The 19,079-nt window shown below is 61.7% G+C and carries 15 protein-coding genes; 8 read left to right on the top strand and 7 right to left on the bottom strand.

Features of this window, described 5'->3' with window-relative positions:
• Positions 1–23: 23 nt before the first annotated feature.
• The gene (pncA, locus tag LT42_RS07560) at positions 24–668 is read left to right on the top strand and encodes a bifunctional nicotinamidase/pyrazinamidase (RefSeq protein WP_037011236.1); all 645 of its coding nucleotides are present in this window, start codon (positions 24–26) and stop codon (positions 666–668) included.
• A gap of 201 nt (positions 669–869) precedes the next feature.
• On the opposite strand, the gene LT42_RS07565 is transcribed toward pncA, so the two are convergent.
• Entirely contained in the window at positions 870–1,355 is a 486-nt protein-coding gene (locus LT42_RS07565; protein WP_037011238.1) for a GNAT family N-acetyltransferase, read from the bottom strand.
• Between the two features lie 152 nt (positions 1,356–1,507).
• Here LT42_RS07565 and LT42_RS07570 point away from each other — a divergent pair, with 152 nt between their 5' ends.
• From LT42_RS07570 to LT42_RS07580, 3 genes are all read left to right on the top strand, one after another.
• Positions 1,508–2,428, top strand: a complete 921-nt coding sequence (locus tag LT42_RS07570) for a formate/nitrite transporter family protein (RefSeq protein ID WP_052075169.1) — start codon at positions 1,508–1,510, stop codon at positions 2,426–2,428.
• 371 nt (positions 2,429–2,799) lie between these two features.
• On the top strand, positions 2,800–3,483 hold the full coding sequence (locus LT42_RS07575; protein WP_037011241.1) for a response regulator transcription factor: 684 nt from the start codon (positions 2,800–2,802) through the stop codon (positions 3,481–3,483).
• Positions 3,461–4,852 carry a sensor histidine kinase gene (locus LT42_RS07580; protein ID WP_037011244.1) on the top strand — a complete coding sequence of 464 codons (1,392 nt, stop codon included), beginning with the start codon at positions 3,461–3,463 and terminating at the stop codon, positions 4,850–4,852. The genes LT42_RS07575 and LT42_RS07580 overlap by 23 nt, the downstream gene beginning before the upstream one ends.
• 450 nt (positions 4,853–5,302) lie before the next feature.
• Here the strand turns inward: LT42_RS07580 and LT42_RS07585 are convergent, their stop codons facing one another.
• Both LT42_RS07585 and katG read right to left on the bottom strand, forming a co-directional pair.
• Positions 5,303–6,274 carry an IS110 family RNA-guided transposase gene (locus LT42_RS07585; protein ID WP_037011250.1) on the bottom strand — a complete coding sequence of 324 codons (972 nt, stop codon included), beginning with the start codon at positions 6,272–6,274 and terminating at the stop codon, positions 5,303–5,305.
• Positions 6,275–6,995: 721 nt separating this feature from the next.
• Positions 6,996–9,266 carry a catalase/peroxidase HPI gene (gene katG / locus LT42_RS07590; protein ID WP_037011253.1) on the bottom strand — a complete coding sequence of 757 codons (2,271 nt, stop codon included), beginning with the start codon at positions 9,264–9,266 and terminating at the stop codon, positions 6,996–6,998.
• A 243-nt stretch (positions 9,267–9,509) separates the two neighbouring features.
• Between katG and LT42_RS07595 the strand changes: the two genes are divergently transcribed.
• A complete protein-coding gene (locus tag LT42_RS07595) occupies positions 9,510–9,971 on the top strand; it encodes an Hsp20 family protein (protein WP_037011256.1) in 462 nt (153 codons plus the stop codon).
• 59 nt (positions 9,972–10,030) lie between these two features.
• Here LT42_RS07595 and LT42_RS07600 read toward each other — a convergent pair whose 3' ends face one another.
• The 3 genes from LT42_RS07600 to LT42_RS07610 form a co-directional block, all read right to left on the bottom strand.
• Positions 10,031–10,885 (bottom strand): amidohydrolase family protein, encoded by an 855-nt coding sequence (locus tag LT42_RS07600; RefSeq protein ID WP_037011258.1) that lies wholly within the window; start codon positions 10,883–10,885, stop codon positions 10,031–10,033.
• A 56-nt stretch (positions 10,886–10,941) separates the two neighbouring features.
• Positions 10,942–12,231: an MFS transporter gene (locus LT42_RS07605; RefSeq protein WP_037011259.1), complete on the bottom strand. Its 1,290-nt coding sequence runs from the start codon at positions 12,229–12,231 to the stop codon at positions 10,942–10,944.
• 95 nt (positions 12,232–12,326) lie between these two features.
• Entirely contained in the window at positions 12,327–13,058 is a 732-nt protein-coding gene (locus tag LT42_RS07610) for a GntR family transcriptional regulator (protein WP_037011260.1), read from the bottom strand.
• A 941-nt stretch (positions 13,059–13,999) separates the two neighbouring features.
• On the opposite strand from LT42_RS07610, the gene LT42_RS07615 reads away from it, so the two are divergent.
• On the top strand, positions 14,000–14,434 hold the full coding sequence (locus tag LT42_RS07615; RefSeq protein WP_037011261.1) for a GNAT family N-acetyltransferase: 435 nt from the start codon (positions 14,000–14,002) through the stop codon (positions 14,432–14,434).
• 21 nt (positions 14,435–14,455) lie between these two features.
• Here LT42_RS07615 and LT42_RS07620 read toward each other — a convergent pair whose 3' ends face one another.
• The gene (locus LT42_RS07620) at positions 14,456–15,343 is read right to left on the bottom strand and encodes a DMT family transporter (RefSeq protein ID WP_052075175.1); all 888 of its coding nucleotides are present in this window, start codon (positions 15,341–15,343) and stop codon (positions 14,456–14,458) included.
• A 395-nt stretch (positions 15,344–15,738) separates the two neighbouring features.
• On the opposite strand from LT42_RS07620, the gene LT42_RS07625 reads away from it, so the two are divergent.
• Together LT42_RS07625 and yghU are read left to right on the top strand one after the other, a co-directional pair.
• Entirely contained in the window at positions 15,739–17,460 is a 1,722-nt protein-coding gene (locus LT42_RS07625) for an amidase (RefSeq protein WP_037011266.1), read from the top strand.
• A gap of 63 nt (positions 17,461–17,523) precedes the next feature.
• Entirely contained in the window at positions 17,524–18,363 is an 840-nt protein-coding gene (gene yghU, locus LT42_RS07630; RefSeq protein WP_037011269.1) for a glutathione-dependent disulfide-bond oxidoreductase, read from the top strand.
• Positions 18,364–19,079 lie beyond the last annotated feature (716 nt).

Here is a 19,079-nt window from a genome sequence, read left to right on the forward strand (position 1 = left end):
TCCATTGCATGCAGGATTCGATGATGACCCCGCCACTTTCCCGACTGCCCGACGACCCACGTGTCGCCTTGCTGGTAATCGACATGCAATACGACTTCATGCCCGGTGGTGCGCTCGCCGTGGCCGAGGGCGATGCGCTGGTGCCGATCATCAACCGGCTCGGGGCGCAGTTTCGCAATGTGGTGCTGGCGCAGGACTGGCATCCCCGTGGCCATGTGTCCTTTGCTTCCAGCCACGCCGGCCGCGCGCCGTTCATCACGCTGCCTTACGGGACGCAGACCCTGTGGCCTGATCACTGCGTGCAAGGCAGTCACGGGGCGCAGTTGCATGCCGGCCTGGACATTCCTCATGCGCAACTCACCCTGCGCAAAGGCTGCAACCCCGGCATCGACAGCTACTCGGCGTTTGTCGAAGCCGACCGCGCCACGCGTACCGGTCTGGCGGGGTATTTGAGCGAGCGCGGCATCGACAGCGTCTACGTGGTCGGACTGGCGCTGGATTTCTGCGTGGCATGGACCGCGCTGGATGCGCGTTCTGCAGGGTTCAACACCTGGGTGATTGCCGACGCGTGCAAGGCCATCGACCTGAATGGCTCGCTGGACCAGGCCTGGAAGGACATGGCGCTGGCGGGGGTCAGCCGGATAGACAGCGCAGCTCTGACCAGCTAAACACCCAGTGTCCACGGGTCGGCATCGCCGATCTGCCTGACTCACCGCAAATTATTGTAGGAGCGCGGTTGCCCGCGAACGAGGAGGGTCAGCCGAACAGGTGCGACTGACCCACCGCAATTCGCGGGCAAGCGCGCTCCTACAACGGGTCGCGATCAACATCAGGGTCTATGCACGATGTGCGCACCTTCGATAAGCGCTTCAATCCTGCCCCAGCGCAAAGCGCTTCAATCCCTCCCCTTCCATCCGGTAACGGACCCACTCGTCCTGTGGCGCGGCGCCGATTGACTGGTAGAAATCGATCGCCGGCTGGTTCCAGTCCAGCACGCTCCACTCAAACCGGCCGCAGCCGCTGTCGTGGGCAATCTTCGCCAGGTGGCGCAACAACCGTTTGCCGGCGCCGACGCCCCGGTGGGCGGCCGACACGAACAGGTCTTCCAGATAAAGACCTTTGCGGCCCTGCCATGTGCTGTAGCTGAGGAAGTACACCGTGAACCCGATAGGCTGCCCGTCCTGCAAGCAGATCAACGCCTTGGCCGGCGAAGGTTCGTCAAACAGGCTGCGTTCGATGTCGGCAACGCTGGCCTTCACTTCGTGTTCGGCTTTTTCGTAGATCGCAAGCTCGGTGATGAATCCCAGGATGACGGCAGCGTCGGCTCGGGTTGCGTCGCGGATATGAAGGGTCACAGAGGGTCTCCAGGGTCAGTGAAAAGGCAGTCGCCGCTGGCGAACGACGGGTAACGGATTGTGTCTGAAGCATCAGCGCCGCGCAGCAAGCTTGTGCAAGTGAACCGCCGCCTCCCATCGACCGCACGCCTCCGCCTCTCCACAGGATCACCATGGAACACGAACCAGACGGCAAGACCCCCGGCCTGACGCCGGAAGAAGAACGCGAAATCGACGAAAACCAGCCACCCCGTGCAGCCGTCCTCCATGAAACGATCCGCATGCAGGGCGATCAGGAACTGGAGCGCAACGTGGCAGCGCTGTTTTGGTCGGCCCTCGCGGCGGGCCTCACCATGGGGCTGTCATTGATGGCCATGGGTCTGTTGAATTCACGCCTGCCCGACGGCGACGGTTTTAAAGTCATCGCCAGCCTGGGCTACAGCGCAGGTTTCCTGGCGGTCATTCTGGCGCGTCAGCAGTTGTTCACCGAAAACACCCTGACGGCCGTGCTGCCGGTCATGAGCAAACCCACCCTCAACAACTTCGCCCGTCTGTTCCGGCTGTGGGGGGTGGTGCTGGTGGGTAACCTGTGCGGCACGCTGCTGGTGGCGTACGTCATGCTGCACTTGCCCATCTTCGATACCAAAACCGACCAGGCCTTCCTCGAAATCGGCCGCAAGGTGATGGAGAACGACAGCGGTCAGATGTTCGCCAAGGGCATCATTTCCGGCTGGATGATCGCCACCATGGTGTGGATGATCCCGTCGATGGAAACCGCCAAGATCGGCATCATCGTGATGATCACGTACTTGATGGCGCTGGGTGACTTCACTCACATCGTCGTGGGCTCGGCGGAAGTGTCGTACCTGGTGTTCGCCGGTGAACTGCCGTGGAAAGACTTCTGGCTGGTGTTCGCAGGCCCGACCCTGGCCGGCAACATCATCGGCGGCAGCTTTATCTTCGCGTTGATCAGCCACGCGCAGATCCGAAGCGAGGGCGACACGCCGGACAAGAAAGGCTCGAAAAAAGCGCTGAAGAAGGATCAGCGAGAAGACGCGCCGACCAAGGCTGAAACTGAACGCAAAGGCGCTTGAGGCCCGGGCGGGTGGTTGGTTGGTTGGGACTCAGTCTGAGTTCTGAACTGAGTCCTGAGCTGAGTTCTGAGCTGACCTTGGGCTGAGTGCTGAGTGCTGAGTGCTGAGTGCTGAGTGTCAGCCTGGCACTTATCCTGTAGGAGTGAGCTTGCTCGCGAAGGCGTCGGACCTGTTGGTGAATGATTGCCTGACAGGACGCATTCGCGAGCAAGCTCACTCCCACAGGTTGACGGTGCGGCGTGCTCCTCCTTCGGCGCGCCCGCTAGCATCAAACATGGCCTCATGCCCTTCTTAAATTATTTTTAAGAAAAACCGACAGCGTTTAGAGGCAAACTGCAGCCTTCTGTCCTCTCACATGGCCCTGACTTCCCATGACGCGAATTCTGACAATCGAAGACGATGCCGTCACGGCGAAGGAAATCGTTGCCGAGCTGAGCAGCCACGGGCTGCAAGTGGATTGGGTCGACAACGGTCGCGAGGGCCTGGTGCGTGCCGTGAGCGGCGATTACGACCTGATTACCCTTGATCGCATGCTCCCGGAAGTTGACGGCCTGGCCATTGTCACGACCATGCGCGCCCTGGGCATCGCCACGCCGATCCTGATGATCAGCGCCTTGTCCGATGTCGACGAACGCGTGCGCGGGCTGCGTGCCGGCGGCGACGACTACCTGTCCAAACCCTTCGCCTCCGATGAGATGGCGGCCAGGGTAGAAGTATTGCTGCGCCGCAGCAATGCGGGGACTCAGGCCGAGACCATGCTCAAGGTCGCCGACCTTGAGCTCAACCTCATCACCCGTGAAGCAAGCCGCGCCGGTCAGCCCCTGAACCTGCTGCCGACCGAATACAAGCTGCTGGAATTTTTGATGCGCAACAGCGGCCAGATCATCACCCGCATGATGATTTTCGAAGAAGTCTGGGGTTATCACTTCGACCCCGGCACCAACCTGATCGACGTCCACATCGGGCGCTTGCGCAAGAAAATCGATCCCCCTACCCTGACGCCGCTGATACGTACCGTTCGAGGCTCAGGTTATGTCATTGCCGAACCCGTCTAAGGGCTGGCGCTCCTCCAGCAGCCGGCTGCTGGCGCTGTACAGTTTCTTGTTCGTTGCCTGGAGCAGCATCCTGATGGGGGTGCTGTATTGGGAAGTCACCAGCTACCTCAACACCCTCGCCCGCCACTCGCTGATGCAGCGCCAGCAGCTGTTCTCCCGCTTTGAGGGCGCGCAACTGGACGATGCGCTCAAAACCAGCGACAAGTTCGACATCCGCTCGGTCGACGCCTACGGCCTGTTCGACAAAGACCTGCAGCCCATCAGCGGCCCGATCCAGAGTATTCCTCAGGGCCTTAAGCTGACGGGAGCGATCCAGGAGCTCGAAACATGCATCGATTCCGACGACCCTGATCTGCCAAGCTCCGGCTGCGATGCCGTGGCCATTCACACGATGGATGATCGCTGGCTGGTGCTGGTGCGCGACAACGGCTCGCTGTTTGCCGTGACGACGCTTATCCTGCGCGCGCTGCTGTGGGGCATATCGTTGACGATCATTCCCGGCATCGCCGGGTGGCACCTGCTGGGTCGGCGGCCCCTGCGGCGTATCCGGGCGATACAGGTGAGCGCCGAGGCGATTGTCACCGGCGACCTGGCCAAGCGCCTGCCGGTGTCGGACCGTCGCGACGAACTGGACATGCTCGCCGACATCGTCAACGCCATGCTCGACCGCATAGAGCGGCTCATGAACGAGGTAAAAGGCGTCTGCGACAACATCGCCCATGATCTGCGTACGCCACTCACCCGTCTGCGCGCGCAGCTTTACCGGATTCAACAGCAGTCGCCGGAAGACTCGCCACTGGGCGAGCAAATGGCCCTGGTGATCGCCGATGCCGACACATTGATGGCGCGGTTCCGGGGCCTGCTGAGGATCTCCGAGCTTGAGGATCATCAGCGCCGATCGGCATTCGGGCAGCTTGACCCCAGGCCGCTCCTACAGGAGCTGCACGATTTTTACCTGCCACTGGCCGAGGAAGGCCGCGTCTCCCTGCAACTCAGAGTGGCCGAAACGCTGCCCCCGCTGGTGGGCGATCGGGCGCTGTTGTTCGAGGCGCTGTCCAACCTGCTGAGCAACTCGATCAAATTTACCCCGCCGGGCGGGCAGGTTTTGCTCATCGCTCGCGCCGAAGGCGACACCACGTTCATCGAAGTACAGGACACCGGCCCCGGCATCCCGGACGCCGAACGCGAGGCGGTGTTCAAACGTTTCTACCGCAGCGAAAACGGTAATCAGCAGAGCGGCTTCGGCCTGGGCCTGTCCATCGTCGCCGCGATCGTCAGCCTGCACGGCTTCAAACTGCGCATCGGCAGCAGCCCGTCGGGCGGCGCGAGTCTGGTGCTGGAGTGTCGACGGGTGTTGGCACTGGCTTGAATGCTTGCGGCTTGCGGCTTGCGGCTTGCGGCTCATGTTCAAACCCGCAGGAGCCGGCTTGCTGGCGAACCGGTTTCGTCAGTCGGCACTTGCGGCGCTGACCCACCGCGTTCGCCAGCAAGCCGGCTCCTACAGTCGATCTCGGCAGCGCCGCATCATTAGCGAACAAACCAACGCCTCCGTTGCGGAGGCGTTAGTTATCACGCGCTGAACCCCGCCGCCGTTTACGAGGCGTTGGTTATGCCGCGCTGAACGCCGGGAAACCCTGACCTCAAGCCAGGGCGAAGGGGTCCAGGTCTGGCATGTTCAAACCTGTAGATATCGTCTTAATGCTCCTACTGCAAGCCCAGCAGCGCGCTAGCGCTGCTGCTTTTCAAGCAGGCACGAATATACGCCCGCGGCCCATCCCGCAGCGACATCCTAGCCATTCAAGTCCTACTTGATCAGCCGTTAATGAGCCAAAGCAATTTCAGGTTCGAAAGGCCTGTTGCTTTTAAGCACGCCATAGACCAAGTGCAACATCTTACGCATCACTGCACAGATAATTTGCCGGGGAGCCTTTCCGTTCGCCTTCAATCTCTTGGCGAACTCTCTCAGCACCACATTGTGTTGTATTCCTACGATCGCGGGCATGTAAAGGCCGCCCCTGAGTCGCGACGAGCCGGTTCGACTTATGCGGGTTGGACCCACGTAGCCTCCAGAGCGGTCCTGTCTGGGCGATAATCCAGCGAAGGCAGAAAGTTTTTTCGGTCCTTCGTAGTCCAGAGGGTCTCCCAGTTCCGCGAGGATCAGCGCGGCGGTCTTCTCGCCTAGACCATCAATGGAGGTCATCAACTCGCTCTTGCCGCGTAGGTCAGGATCATCGTCGATGTGTTGCTTGATCGCTTTTTCCGTTTTGGTGATTTCTTCCAAGACATGAGCAATCACCGATTCGATCGACGTTACGACGTTCGGGCTGGCAACTTCCAAGCGGTTTTTCTCCATCTGGCGGATCTCGTTGAGATCTTCCAAGCGGCGGACCAAAGCCCTCAGACGGCGCCGCGACTGTGGCTCAGGCACCCAAAGCCGTAACTTGCGATGCTTCTGCATGGCGAAATCGGAGATGAGTTTGGCGTCAGTCTTGTCAGTCTTGTTGCGTGACAACTCCGACTTGGCGTGAGCGGCGGTGGTGGCAGGGTTCGCGATATGAAGCCGATATCCCTTTTGAAAAAGGAAGTCAGCCAACGCTTCGTGATAATTACCCGTGGCCTCGATGACAATCAGCGCGTCCGCTGTGGCGTGCTTGCGAAGCCAGGACTCGAACTCGGCAAAGCCCTTGGCATCATTGCTCAACTTGCCCTTGGTGCGGTGTTTGCCATTGTCCAACGGCGTCGCAACATCAAAAGTATTCTTGGCCATGTCAACGCCAACGAATGAAGACATGCTGTTCTCCTTTTCAACTAAAGATCAATCATCGCGTCACTCGGCTTCGACCTTGTAAATGCGAGCTCACAAAGTGGCTCTAGATATCGTACGAGCTCAATGAGTGAGGTTGGAAAGGCGGAGAATGGATCTACTTCGCAGGCTACAACGCCACTAGGAGCCGGTCATCTTCACGCCTTTCCCTCGATGATCAGTCGAGAACTTTACCTTCTGAGAAGACAAAGTCGAGATACAAGGAGCCGGCTTGCTGGCGAACCGATTTCGTTAGTCGGCACTTGCGGCGCTGACCCACCGCATTCGCCAGCAAGCCGGCTCCTACAGTCGGTCTCGGCAGCATCCATCATCAGCGCACAAAACAACGCCTCCGTTGCGGAGGCGTTGGTTATGCCGCGCTGAACCCCCGCCGTTTACGAGGCGTTGGTTATAACGTGTTGAACGCCGTTAAGAGCTGACCTCAAGCCAGGGCGAAGGGGTTCAGGTCTCACATGTTTAAACCTGTAGGAGCCGGCTTGCTGGCGAACCGATTTCGTTAGTCGGCACTTGCGGCGCTGACCCACCGCGTTCGCCAGCAAGCCGGCTCCTACAGCCGGTCTCGGCAGCATCCATCTTCAGCGAACAAAACAACGCCTCCATTGCGGAGGCGTTGATTATCACGCGATGAACCCCGCCTCCGTTTAGGAGGCCTCGGCTATGAAGCCCTCAACCGCGGATAAACCTGATATCAAGCCAAGTCGAAGCGGTCCAGGTTCATCACTTTCGTCCAGGCGGCCACGAAATCCTCGACGAACTTTTGCTGCCCGTCCGCACTGGCGTACACCTCGGACACCGCGCGCAGTTGAGCGTGTGAGCTGAACACCAGATCGACCCGGGTGCCGGTCCATTTGACTTCGCCGGTGCTGCGGTCGCGAGCTTCGAACAGTTGATCGCCACCCGAAACGCCCTTCCATTCGACGCCCATGTCCAGCAGGTTCTTGAAGAAGTCGTTGCTCAGCGCACCCGGTTTGTCGGTCAGCACCCCATGACGGCTGTGCCCGGCGTTGATGTCCAGAACCCGCAGGCCGCCCAACAGCACGGTCATCTGCGGCGCCGTCAGGGTCAGCAATTGCGCCTTGTCGACCAGCAGCTTCTCGGCCGAAACCCGATAGTGACCCTTGAGGTAGTTGCGGAAGCCATCGGCGATGGGCTCAAGGAAGCTGAACGACTCGACATCGGTCTGCTCCTGCGAAGCGTCCATGCGTCCCGGGGTAAACGGCACGCTGACGGTGTGGCCAGCGTTTTTCGCGGCCTGTTCGACACCCGCGCTGCCGCCAAGCACGATCAGGTCAGCCAGTGAAATCTGCTTGCCCCCTGACTGTGCGGTATTGAACTCGCTGCGAATCCGCTCCAGCGCTTCCAGCACAATCGCCAGATTCGCCGGCTGGTTGACCGCCCAGTCCTTCTGCGGGGCCAGACGCAGACGACCGCCATTGGCGCCGCCGCGCTTGTCGGAACCGCGGAAGGTCGAAGCGGCTGCCCAGGCCGTGGAGACCAGTTGCGACACCGACAAACCGGAAGCAAGAATTTTTTCCTTCAGCGCCGCCACGTCACTGGCATCCACCAGCGGGTGATTGACCTCGGGAATCGGGTCTTGCCAGAGCAGCTCTTCGGCAGGCATTTCCGGGCCGAGGTAACGGGCCAGCGGTCCCATGTCACGGTGAGTCAACTTGAACCAGGCGCGCGCGAATGCATCCGCCAACTGATCCGGGTTCTCCAGGAAGCGTCGGGATATCTGCTCATAAGCCGGGTCCACGCGCAGCGCCAGATCAGAAGTCAGCATGCGCGGTTCCTGGCGTTTGGCCGGGTCGTGAGCATGGGGAATCTTGCCTGCCCCAGCGCCGTTTTTAGGTCTCCACTGATGCGCCCCGGCCGGACTCTTCGTCAGCTCCCACTCGAAGCCAAACAGGTTTTCCAGGTACTCGTTGCTCCAGCGGGTCGGCGTCGAGGTCCAGGTCACTTCCAGGCCGCTGGTGATGGTATCGCCACCCTTGCCGGAGCCGTAGCTGCTGCGCCAGCCAAGGCCTTGCTCCGCCAGACCCGCCGCTTCCGGTTCCGCACCGACGTTGTCGGCAGGCCCTGCACCGTGGGTCTTGCCGAACGCATGACCGCCGGCAATCAGGGCGACGGTTTCCTCATCGTTCATGGCCATGCGGCCAAACGTTTCGCGAATGTCACGCGCCGATGCGGCCGGATCCGGCACACCTTCCGGGCCTTCGGGGTTGACGTAAATCAGGCCCATCTGCACGGCGGCGAGAGGGTTTTCGAGGTTGCGTTCGCCGTTGGCGGTACGGGTCTGCTCTTCGCTGTGATGCTCGGGTTCGGCGACCAGCGTGCCCTCACCGGGCTGCTGCATGTCTTTGTGCGCGCCGTAGCGATCCTCACCGCCAAGCCAGGTGGTTTCGGCGCCCCAGTACACGTCCTCGTCCGGCTCCCAGACATCGGCACGGCCGCCCGAGAAGCCAAAGGTTTTGAAGCCCATGGATTCCAGCGCCACGTTGCCCGTGAGCACGATCAGGTCGGCCCAGGAGATCTGGCTGCCGTATTTCTGTTTGACCGGCCAGATCAGTCGCCGGGCCTTGTCCAGGTTGACGTTGTCCGGCCAGCTGTTAAGCGGCGCGAATCGCTGCTGCCCTGCCCCTGCACCGCCTCGACCGTCGCCGGTGCGGTAGGTGCCGGCGCTGTGCCAGGCCATGCGCACGAACAGCGGGCCATAGTGCCCGAAGTCGGCCGGCCACCAGTCCTGGGACTGAGTCATCACTTCCAGCAGGTCGCGTTTTACGGCTTCGTAGTCCAGGCTTTTGAAGGCGCTGGGGTAATCAAATGCCTCGCCCATCGGGTCAGTCAGCGGCGAGTGCTGATGCAGAATCTTGAGATTCAGCTGGTTCGGCCACCAATCACGGTTGGTCGTGCCGCCCCCGGCTGCGTGGTTGAACGGGCATTTCGATTCGGTCGACATGGTCTACTCACCTTCTTTTTTATTTGGCCGTAAGCGAAACGGCCCGGACTAGCACCCGCACAAGACTAGCCGACTCGGGCCAGCCGTCTAATAGGCAAATGCTTGGGGGACGATAGAGCGCTTCTGTCAGGGGAGTATTTAACGCCGGTGCTTGTATTTTGCGGCGCTTGAGCCTAACTCTAAATGCAGAGTCGGCCTCGATTGCCTTCTCGACCACCGTGGCAATCTCCAGGAGATTCAGGCATGGCCACCACCGCTTCACTGGCTCCGCTGTTCCGGCAATCAGTGGGCTTCGATCGCTTCAATGACTTTTTCGAATCTGCGCTGCACAGCGAGGTAAACGCCAGCGGCCCCCCTCACAACGTCGAGCGCTATGGCAACGATCATTACCGGATCGTGATCGCGACGGCAGGCCTGGCCGCCGCCGACCTGGACCTGACACTTGAAAGAGACGTGCTGACGGTGTGCGGCGGCGAGGCACACACCGACGGTGGCGTGACCTACCTGCATCAGGGCATTGCGCACGGGCCTTTCAGACTGGTGTTCCATCTGGCTGACCACATCGAGGTGCAAGGCGCGACCTTCAAAAACGGTTTGCTGATGATTTTCCTGCTGCGTGTGGAGCCGCAGGGGGCGAAGGCCCGACGCATCAACATTCAGAGCCCAGGCGACGCGCCTGACCGGCCCTCCATCAGCCGCCCATGAGCCGGGCTGCGCAGGCTGACGTTGCCCGGACCGGCCCGGGTTTCGGCAGCCCAGCGGTATCAGGCTTCGACCGGGGCAAAATCAAACAGCACCTGCGGCGCGCCGATGAGTAATGAGCGCATGAGCTGTGGCGAGCACTCCAGTGCGCGCATCTGCTCGACTACGGAGGCGTAACTGATCTGTTCTTCATGCTGTGTGTGCGGCCAGTCGCTGCCCCAGACCAGACGCTGCTGGCCAAAGGTATCCAGCAACAACGGCAGCGCGGCGCGGGCGAAAGCGAGGTTTTCCTGCGCGCTGCCTCCCAGACGATAAACGCCGGAGACTTTCATCCACAGTTGACCGCTGCGGCCCAGCTCCAGCATCTCGCGAAAGCCTGGCTGACCGAGGCCGGAGCGGGCATCCGGTCGGCCAAAATGGTCGATGACGATCCTGACGCCGAAAGACATCAATCCCGACAGCAGCGCCGGCATGTCGGCGACATGGCGATGGACTTCAACATGCCAGTCCAGCGCGGCAAGGTGCGCGAAAAACCCCTGCCAGTGCGGCTCGGCAAAATCCGGCAGCGCCTTGCCCATCAGGTTCAACCGCACACCGACAACGCCCAACCGGTCCATCTCCTCCAGCGCGGCGCGGCTGATGTCGGGCTCGACCACCACCACCCCGCGCAACTGCCCCGGCGCCTGCCGCAGCGCATCGAGCAGATAGCGATTGTCGGTGCCGAGAAAGCTTGGCTGCACGAGTACGCCATGGCTCAGACCGTGCTGCTGAAGTTGTTCCAGGTACATCGCCAGCGTGGCGTCGTAACCCGGTGTGTAGCGTCGCGCCGATGTCAGGTCCAGCTCCCTGCTGAATACGTGTGCATGGCCGTCAATGCCAAGAATGGGCGCGAGGGGCGTGGAAAAAATGTCGGACATTGATCTCATCTGTCTGAAGATGCGCGACGCACAGGGCGTCGCGCGAGCGGGAAGAATCAGGCGCGGGCCGTTTCGCTGCGCGGGTCTGTCGCAGGAGTGGAAGAGGCGCTGCCCTCCAGGCTGCGGCCGCGGGTTTCCGGCAGGCACAGGGCGGCGATCACGGCCACGCCGTAGGCGATCCCGGCATCGATGCCGATGGCCGAACCCAGCGACATCGATTCGCTCATGTGGCCCACCAGAAACGGAAACACCGAAGACAGCACCCGGCCGAAGTTGTAGCAAAAGCCCACCCCTGCGCCACGCACATCGGCGGGGTAAAGCTCATTGAACAGCGCACCGAGGCTGGCCGGAATGCCTGCCGCAAAGAACCCCAGCGGGAAGCCGAGGAACAGCATTTGCGTATTGGTCAGCGGCAGGAACACGTAGCACTGCACGGTCACCACGCAGCACAGGGCAAACAGCACGATGTTCAGACGTCGGCCGATGCGGTCAATCAAAAAGCCGCTGGCCACGCAGCCGCACCAGAACGCGACGATGATCACCGCCAGGTAGCCGCCGGAGTTGAGCACTGACAGGTTGCGCTCGGTTTTAAGGAATGTCGGCAGCCAGGTCATGACGGCGTGATAACCGCCGTGAGCACCGAGCCCCAGCAAACCGCCGAGCAGCGTCACGCGGATCAGCTCCGGGCGGAAGATACCGGCCAGGGACTTGAAGAAACTCTGCGGGATGGCGTTTTCTTTTTGCAGGCGCTGGAAGCTGTCCGGCTCCTCGACATTGCGGCGCACCCAGATAATCAGCAGCGACGGCAGCAGGCCGACCAGAAACATCACCCGCCAGGCGATGTCCTGAGGCACGAACGAATAGATCAGGGTGAACACACCCACTGCCAGCCCCCAGCCCACCGCCCACGCGCTTTGCACGGTGCCCATGACCTTGCCGCGGTATTTGGGATTGATGGTTTCGGCCATCAGCACCGCCCCTGCCGCCCACTCTCCGCCAATGCCGAAACCCTGCAACGCCTTGACGATCAACAGCGAGCTGAAGCCGGTCACGAACGCCGAAAGGAAGGTGAAAAACGAGAACCACAGGATCATCCACTGCAGCGTGCGCACCCGGCCGTAGCGGTCCGACAGCGTGCCGCCGACCCAGCCGCCGAGGGCCGAAGTGACCAGCGTCACGCCACTGATCAGCCCGGCGTCGCCTTTGCTCAAGGCGAACGCGGCGATAAGCGCCGGAATGGCCAGGCCGAACATCTGCACTTCGAGGGCGTCGAGCGACCACCCGCCGAAGCAGGCCCAGAACGTCTTGCGTTCACGCGGAGTGACTTGGCGATACCAATTGAACATGCTTTTTTGTCCTTATGAGTGTGAAGCGGCAGGGGTGCAGAGCCCGTTCTTGATGACGGGCTTGAGCGCTGATGTCGGTGAGCAGGGTCCGCTGCTCAGCGGATGTCCACGCTGTAACGGAAGTGGCTGGCATGCCCACGCGAGCGGCGCCATTCCAGCGGTTGCCCGGCGTAATTGCGCGCCAGGCGCTCAATCACCACCACAGGGCTGTTGACCGGCACCTGCAGCAAACGGGCGTGTACCTCGCTGATGGCTTCGGCGGTAAGGGTTTCTTCGGCATAGGCAACCACTTGTCCGCAGAGCTCTTCGTAAATCGGATAGAGCAGCGGGCCCTGGCGGCTCAGGTCGACTTCCAGCAGCGTCTGAAACTGCACTTGCGGCAGCCATATTTCTTCGGCAAGCACCGGCTGAGCGTCGAGTAGACGCACTCGGATCAGGCGAATGACCGATGCCTCCAGCGGCAGGCCCAGGGCATGGGAAACCGCAGACGGCGCGCTGACCGCTTCGATGGAGAGGATGCGGCTCTCTGGCACTTGGCGCTCGCCGGAGACGCTTTGAAAACGGAAAAACCGGAACAGCGAAGACTGAAACTGCGGCCGCCTGATGAAGGTGCCCCGGCCCTGTTGGCGCTCCAAAATGTTTTCACTGACCAGCATGTCCACGGCTTTGCGCACCGTACCGGTCGACAGGCAATACTCGCTCGACAGCGCCGCTTCGGTAGGAATGGCTTCGCCCGGCCGCCATCGATTGTTGGCGATCTGTTCGGCGAGTTGGTCACGCAGACGTTGATAGAGCGGCAGGCGAACATCACTGGAGAGTCGGTTCATGGAGGCGCTTCGCTGTTGTAGTTATGTAGTCATCTATATGAATCTGCGCCGAGTATTGTCCCGTTACAAAAAACCGTCAAGGGAGTGCGCCTGGATCTGCGGACGAATGGCGAATGGCGAATGGCGAATGGGAGGCTTGCGTAGGAGGGAGGCAAACGAAAACAGCAGATTTCAATCTGCCGTTTGCGGGAGTGTGGCGGGCATGGGGCTGTTCAGACGGGCGAGATGGTGGCCAGCGCACCGATCATCAGGGTCAGGGCGAGAAATCCGAACAAAAAGATGGCGAGCTTGGCCATGAAATCTCCTACGCAAAGCGTGCGATACAGAGTGAGGCGAGCCGGTGCGACACCCTCCGGTCGGGCTCGCTCTATCGGCCGGGGTTGGGAGGATCTTCAGGGTTCAGGCTGTTTCAGTACAGACCCAGCTAAAGCGTATAAATACGGATCAGATGAGGGGCGCACTCTTGTCGACTTTGGGCTTCAGCCCTGGCGCCACGTGTCTGCACCGGAGATCTTCCGTAGGATCCGGCTTGCTGGCGAAGGAGCTGTATCGCCTGACATCTACGTTTCTGACCGACCGCGTTCGCCAGCAAGCCGGCTCCTACAGACGTGGTGCCGAATGCGAAATTAGGCGATGACCCCAACCCACTGTAGGAGCGCGCTTGCCCGCGAACGCGATCCGGCAGCGCCATCGCCATTGCCTGATACACCGCGTTCGCCAGCAAGCCGGCTAAAGACGTGGTGCCGAACGCGGAATTGGGCGATGACCCAAACAAATGTAGGAGCGCGCTTGCCCGCGAACGCGATCCGGCAGCGCCACCGCCATTGCCTGATACACCGCGTTCGCCAGCAAGCCGGCTCCTACGGATATGTGTTCCCCCTCATGGCGGCGCTAACCGCACGCTGCTAGGCTTCTGCACCTCTCTTCTTCAGGCAACCACGATGCTCACCCTCCGCACTATGACACTGGACGATTACGACGCAGTCGTCGGGCTCATGCGCGCTACTCCGGGTATTTCGTTGCGCGACGCCGACTCGCGGGCATCGACGGAACGGTATCTGTTGCGCAACCCCGGTTTGAGTTTTGTCGCCGAGGATGACGCGGGCATTTGCGGCTGCGTGATGTCGGGCCATGACGGTCGACGCGGGTATCTGCAGCACTTGCTGGTGTTGCCGGCGTATCGACGACAGGGCATCGGCCAGGCGCTGGTCGAGCGTTGCCTGCTGGCGCTGGAGGCGCTGGGCATTCACAAAAGCCACATTGACGTGCTCAAAACCAACCACGCCGCCGCGACCTATTGGCAGAACCTGGGCTGGCAATTGCGGGGCGATATCGACCGCTTTTCCTTCACCCGGCCCGGCAACCCGAACGCCTGAGTCTTTTCCCGGGTTCGGCAATCAGCCTGGGGTAGCGGGCGCCGGCGGCTGGCGTTTGGCATACACCAGCAGGCCGCTGAGAAAGATCAGCGCGATGCCGAACATCGATGCCAGCCCCGGGAAGTTGCCAAACAGCAGAATGCCGTACGCCACGGCGAAAATGATTTGCAGGTAGCCCAGCGGCGCAAGCACGGACGAGGACGCGTAACGGTAGGACTTGGCCATCAGAAAATGCGCGCACAGTCCCAGACCGCCGAGCACCAACAGCAGGCCCAGTTGCTTCCAGTCGGGGTCAGCCCAGTAGAAAGGCACGATCGCGCTGAGAATCAGGGTGCAAAACACGCCGACGTAGAAGCTGCACACCGAAGGGCTGTCGGTCTCCCCTGCCAACTGCGTCAACAGTTGATACAGCGCGAAGAACAGCGCCGTCGCCAGCGGAAACAGCATCCACAGCGAAAACGCATCACTGGCCGGATTGATGATCACCAGCACGCCGACAAAGCCGAGCAACACCGACAGCCATTGCCAGCGATCCGCCTTGATGCCAAACAGCAAGGGCGAAAGGATCGTCACGAAGGCCGGGGCCAGAAAGACCAGCGCAGTGGACTCGGCAATCGGCACGTGGGTCAGGCCAAACATGAAGGTCAGGCTGTCGGCCAGCAGGACCACCGCCCGCAGCAAGTGCAACCACGGCCGCCGGGTGTGAAAGACCTTTCCCCCACCGCTGCGCAATAACACGGTGGTTACCAGTGTGGAGTGGACGAGGTAGCGAGCCCAGGCGACGAAGATCACCGGCAACGAAAAGATCAGGGTCTTGGAGATCGCGTCATGACTGGCGAAGGTCAGCGCCACCCCCGCCATCAGCCACATTCCGATGACTTGCCGATGGGTGCCGTGGGGAATCGTCATTGCGGGCCCTGCCATGGAAAGATGCACGGAAGTTAATCACAGTCTCCGAGCCCGGGGCACTATTCTGCGGGCAATAAAAAACCCGCCTGAGCGGGTTCTTTTCTTTCAACACCATTCCAACATCCTGTCAGTAGCCGTCCCGGCAAATGGTAGATCATCCATGACCTGCGAAGCACATCCAGCGCCTCGGTTGATGGATCCTAGGTTGCGCTTGTGGCGTTGCGCTGTAAACGGCGTGTTTGCTCCGCAGCGTGTAAGCCTTTCGCCATAGTCTGTGTCGGGCAGGTCTTGCCGGTTCCGGCCTTCAAGTTACTGCAGGGCTGCGCATCCCTCGCGGCGATGGCAGGCCGCGGGCATAATGAGCGCACACAAACAGCTGCCGACCTGAGCCTGCCATGATCGAAGTCACCGAAGTCTCCATTGCGCAATTGCGCGCTGCCCTGGAAGCACGTCAGACGACCGCCGTCGAACTGGTACACGCCTACCTCGCCAGAATCGACGCTTACGACGGTGCCCACACACCCACCGCGCTCAACGCCGTGGTGGTCCGCAATCCGCAGGCCCTCGACGAAGCCCAAGCCTCCGATGACCGCCGTGCCCGCGGCGAAACCCTCGGGCCGCTCGACGGCATCCCCTACACCGCCAAAGACAGCTACCTCGTCAAAGGTCTGACCGCCGCATCGGGCAGCCCGGCATTTGCCGAGCTCGTCGCGCATCGCGACGCCTTTACCGTTGAACGGTTGCGGGCGGCCGGGGCGATCTGCCTGGGCAAGACCAATATGCCGCCGATGGCCAACGGCGGCATGCAGCGCGGGGTCTATGGCCGCGCTGAAAGCCCTTACAACGCGGACTTTCTCACCGCGCCTTTCGCTTCCGGTTCGTCCAACGGCGCCGGTACCGCGACGGCAGCCAGCTTCGCGGCGTTCGGGCTGGCCGAAGAAACCTGGTCGAGCGGACGTGGCCCTGCGTCAAACAATGGCCTGTGCGCCTACACGCCGTCGCGCGGGGTGATTTCGGTGCGCGGCAACTGGCCGCTGACGCCGACCATGGACGTCGTGGTGCCGTTCGCGCGCACCATGGCCGACCTGCTTGAGGTGCTGGATGTGGTGGTCGCCGCCGACCCCGACACCCGCGGCGACCTGTGGCGTCTCCAGCCATGGGTGCCGATTCCCTCTGTCGACTCGGTGCGTCCGGCCTCCTACGCGACGCTTGCCGCCAGCCCGCAAACATTGGCCGGCAAGCGCTTCGGCGTGCCGCGCATGTACATCAATGCCGACCCGGACGCGGGCACCGCTGAAGCGCCCGGCATCGGCGGCCCGACCGGCCAGCGCATTGTTACCCGCGCTTCGGTGATCGATCTGTGGGAGCAGGCGCGCCAGGCGCTTCAAGCCCAGGGTGCGGAAGTCATCGAGGTTGATTTCCCGCTGGTCTCCAACTGCGAGGGTGATCGTCCCGGCGCGCCGACGGTGTACAACCGCGGCATTGTCTCCAAAGAATTCCTGCATCACGAACTGTGGGACCTGACCGCCTGGGCCTTTGATGATTTCCTGCAAGCCAATGGCGACCCGAAACTGAACCGCCTGGCCGACGTCAACGGACCGCTGATTTTCCCGCACGATCCAGGCACCCTTCCCAACCGCGAGGGTGATCTGGCTGCAGGCATGGACGAGTACGTCAATATGGCCCAGCGTGGCATCACGGCGTGGGATCAGATCGAGACGCTGGCAGACGGCCTTCGCGGGCTGGAACACACTCGCCGTATTGATCTGGAAGACTGGATGCAAGCGCTGGGGCTTGATGCGGTATTGTTTCCGACCGTGGCTGATGTGGCCCCGGCTGACGCCGATGTCAATCCGGCCTCTGCCGACATTGCCTGGAGCAATGGCGTCTGGGTGGCCAACGGCAACCTTGCGATCCGCCACCTTGGCGTGCCGACCGTCACCGTGCCAATGGGCGTGATGGCTGACATCGGCATGCCGGTCGGCCTGACCTTCGCCGGCCGCGCGTACGACGACTCCGCACTGCTGAGCTTCGCGTCTGCGTTCGAGGCGATCGGCAGCCAGCGAATGATCCCGCCGCGCACACCGCCTCTGTCCTCGGCATCCGGGCGGTCATAACTCTTACGCGGGGGCAAGCGCCCTCGCCCCTCACGCAGGCATTTACATTCAGGAGATGCGTCAATGAGCAAGGCACCTTACGTCCCGCCCACCGTGTGGAAACACGAAGCGCCTTCGGGCGGCCAGTTCGCCAGCATCAACCGGCCTGTTGCCGGGCCCACGCATGAAAAAGCCCTGCCCGTCGGCAAGCATCCGTTGCAGTTGTACTCACTGGCCACGCCCAACGGCGTCAAGGTGACGATTCTGCTCGAAGAACTCCTCGCACTGGGTCACAGCGGCGCCGAATACGACGCCTGGCTGATCCGCATCGGCGAGGGTGATCAGTTCGGCAGCGGCTTCGTCGACATCAACCCCAATTCGAAGATCCCGGCATTGCTGGACCGCAGCGTCGAGCCGGGGATTCGCGTGTTCGAGTCCGGTTCGATCCTGCTGTACCTGGCGGAAAAGTTCGGCGAATTCATACCCAAGGACCTGGCCGGCCGCACCGAGACGCTGAACTGGCTGTTCTGGCAAATGGGTGCTGCGCCGTATCTGGGCGGCGGCTTCGGGCACTTCTACGTGTACGCCCCGGAGAAGATCCAATACGCCATTGACCGCTTCACCATGGAGGCCAAGCGTCAGCTCAATGTGCTGGATCGACGTTTGGGCGAAAGCACCTACCTGGCGGGCGACAGCTATACCATTGCGGACATCGCAGTGTGGTCCTGGTACGGCCAAGTGGTGCGCAACACGGTTTACGGCGCTGCGCAGTTTCTCGCGGCGCACGAGTACACCCATGTGCAGCGCTGGGCCGAAACCATTGCGCAACGCCCGGCAGTGATCCGCGGCTTGCGCGTCAACCGCACCTGGGGCGATGAAGCCACCCAAGTCCCCGAACGCCACGACGCCACCGACCTGGATTAACCTCGACCGGCCGGTGCGTCTCTGTACCGGCCTTTCCCCCGGCTAAGGCCAATCCGGGCATTGTCGGCATAACCCGATACTGTAAGAGCCGGCTTGCTGGCGAACGCGGTTCCTCGCAGACATACACGTTGACTGACACGCCGCCTTCGCCAGCAAGCCGGCTCCTACAGAGCACCTGCGTAGCATCCGGTGGCAAGGTCGGGCCCGCCATCTTCCTGGCTAAAGCCAGTCCCACCAAGGCACCGCGTATAAACAGTAGGACCGGCGTTGTCGGCACAACCCGATACTGTAGCAGCCGCCTTGCTGGCGAACGCGGTTCCTCGCAGACATACACGTTGACTGACACGCCGCCTTCGCCAGCAAGCCGGCTCCTACAGAGCACCTGCGTAGCATCCGGTGGCAAGGTCGGGCCCGCCATCTTCCTGGCTAAAGCCAGTCCCACCAAGGCACCGCGTATAAACAGTAGGACCGGCGTTGTCGGCACAACCCGATACTGTAGCAGCCGGCTTGCTGGCGAACGCGGTTCCCAGGAGACATGCCCGGCGACTGACACACCACCTTCGCCAGCAAGCCGGCTCCTGCAGAGCACCTGCGTAGCATCCGGTGGCAATGTCGGGCCCGCCATCTTCATGGCTAAAGCCAGTCCCACCAAGTCACCGCGTATAAACAGTAGGACCGCCGTTGTCGGCACAACCCGATACTGTAGGAGCCGGCTT

Origin of the sequence: Pseudomonas lutea (assembly GCF_000759445.1) — a bacterium.
GTDB lineage: Bacteria > Pseudomonadota > Gammaproteobacteria > Pseudomonadales > Pseudomonadaceae > Aquipseudomonas > Aquipseudomonas lutea.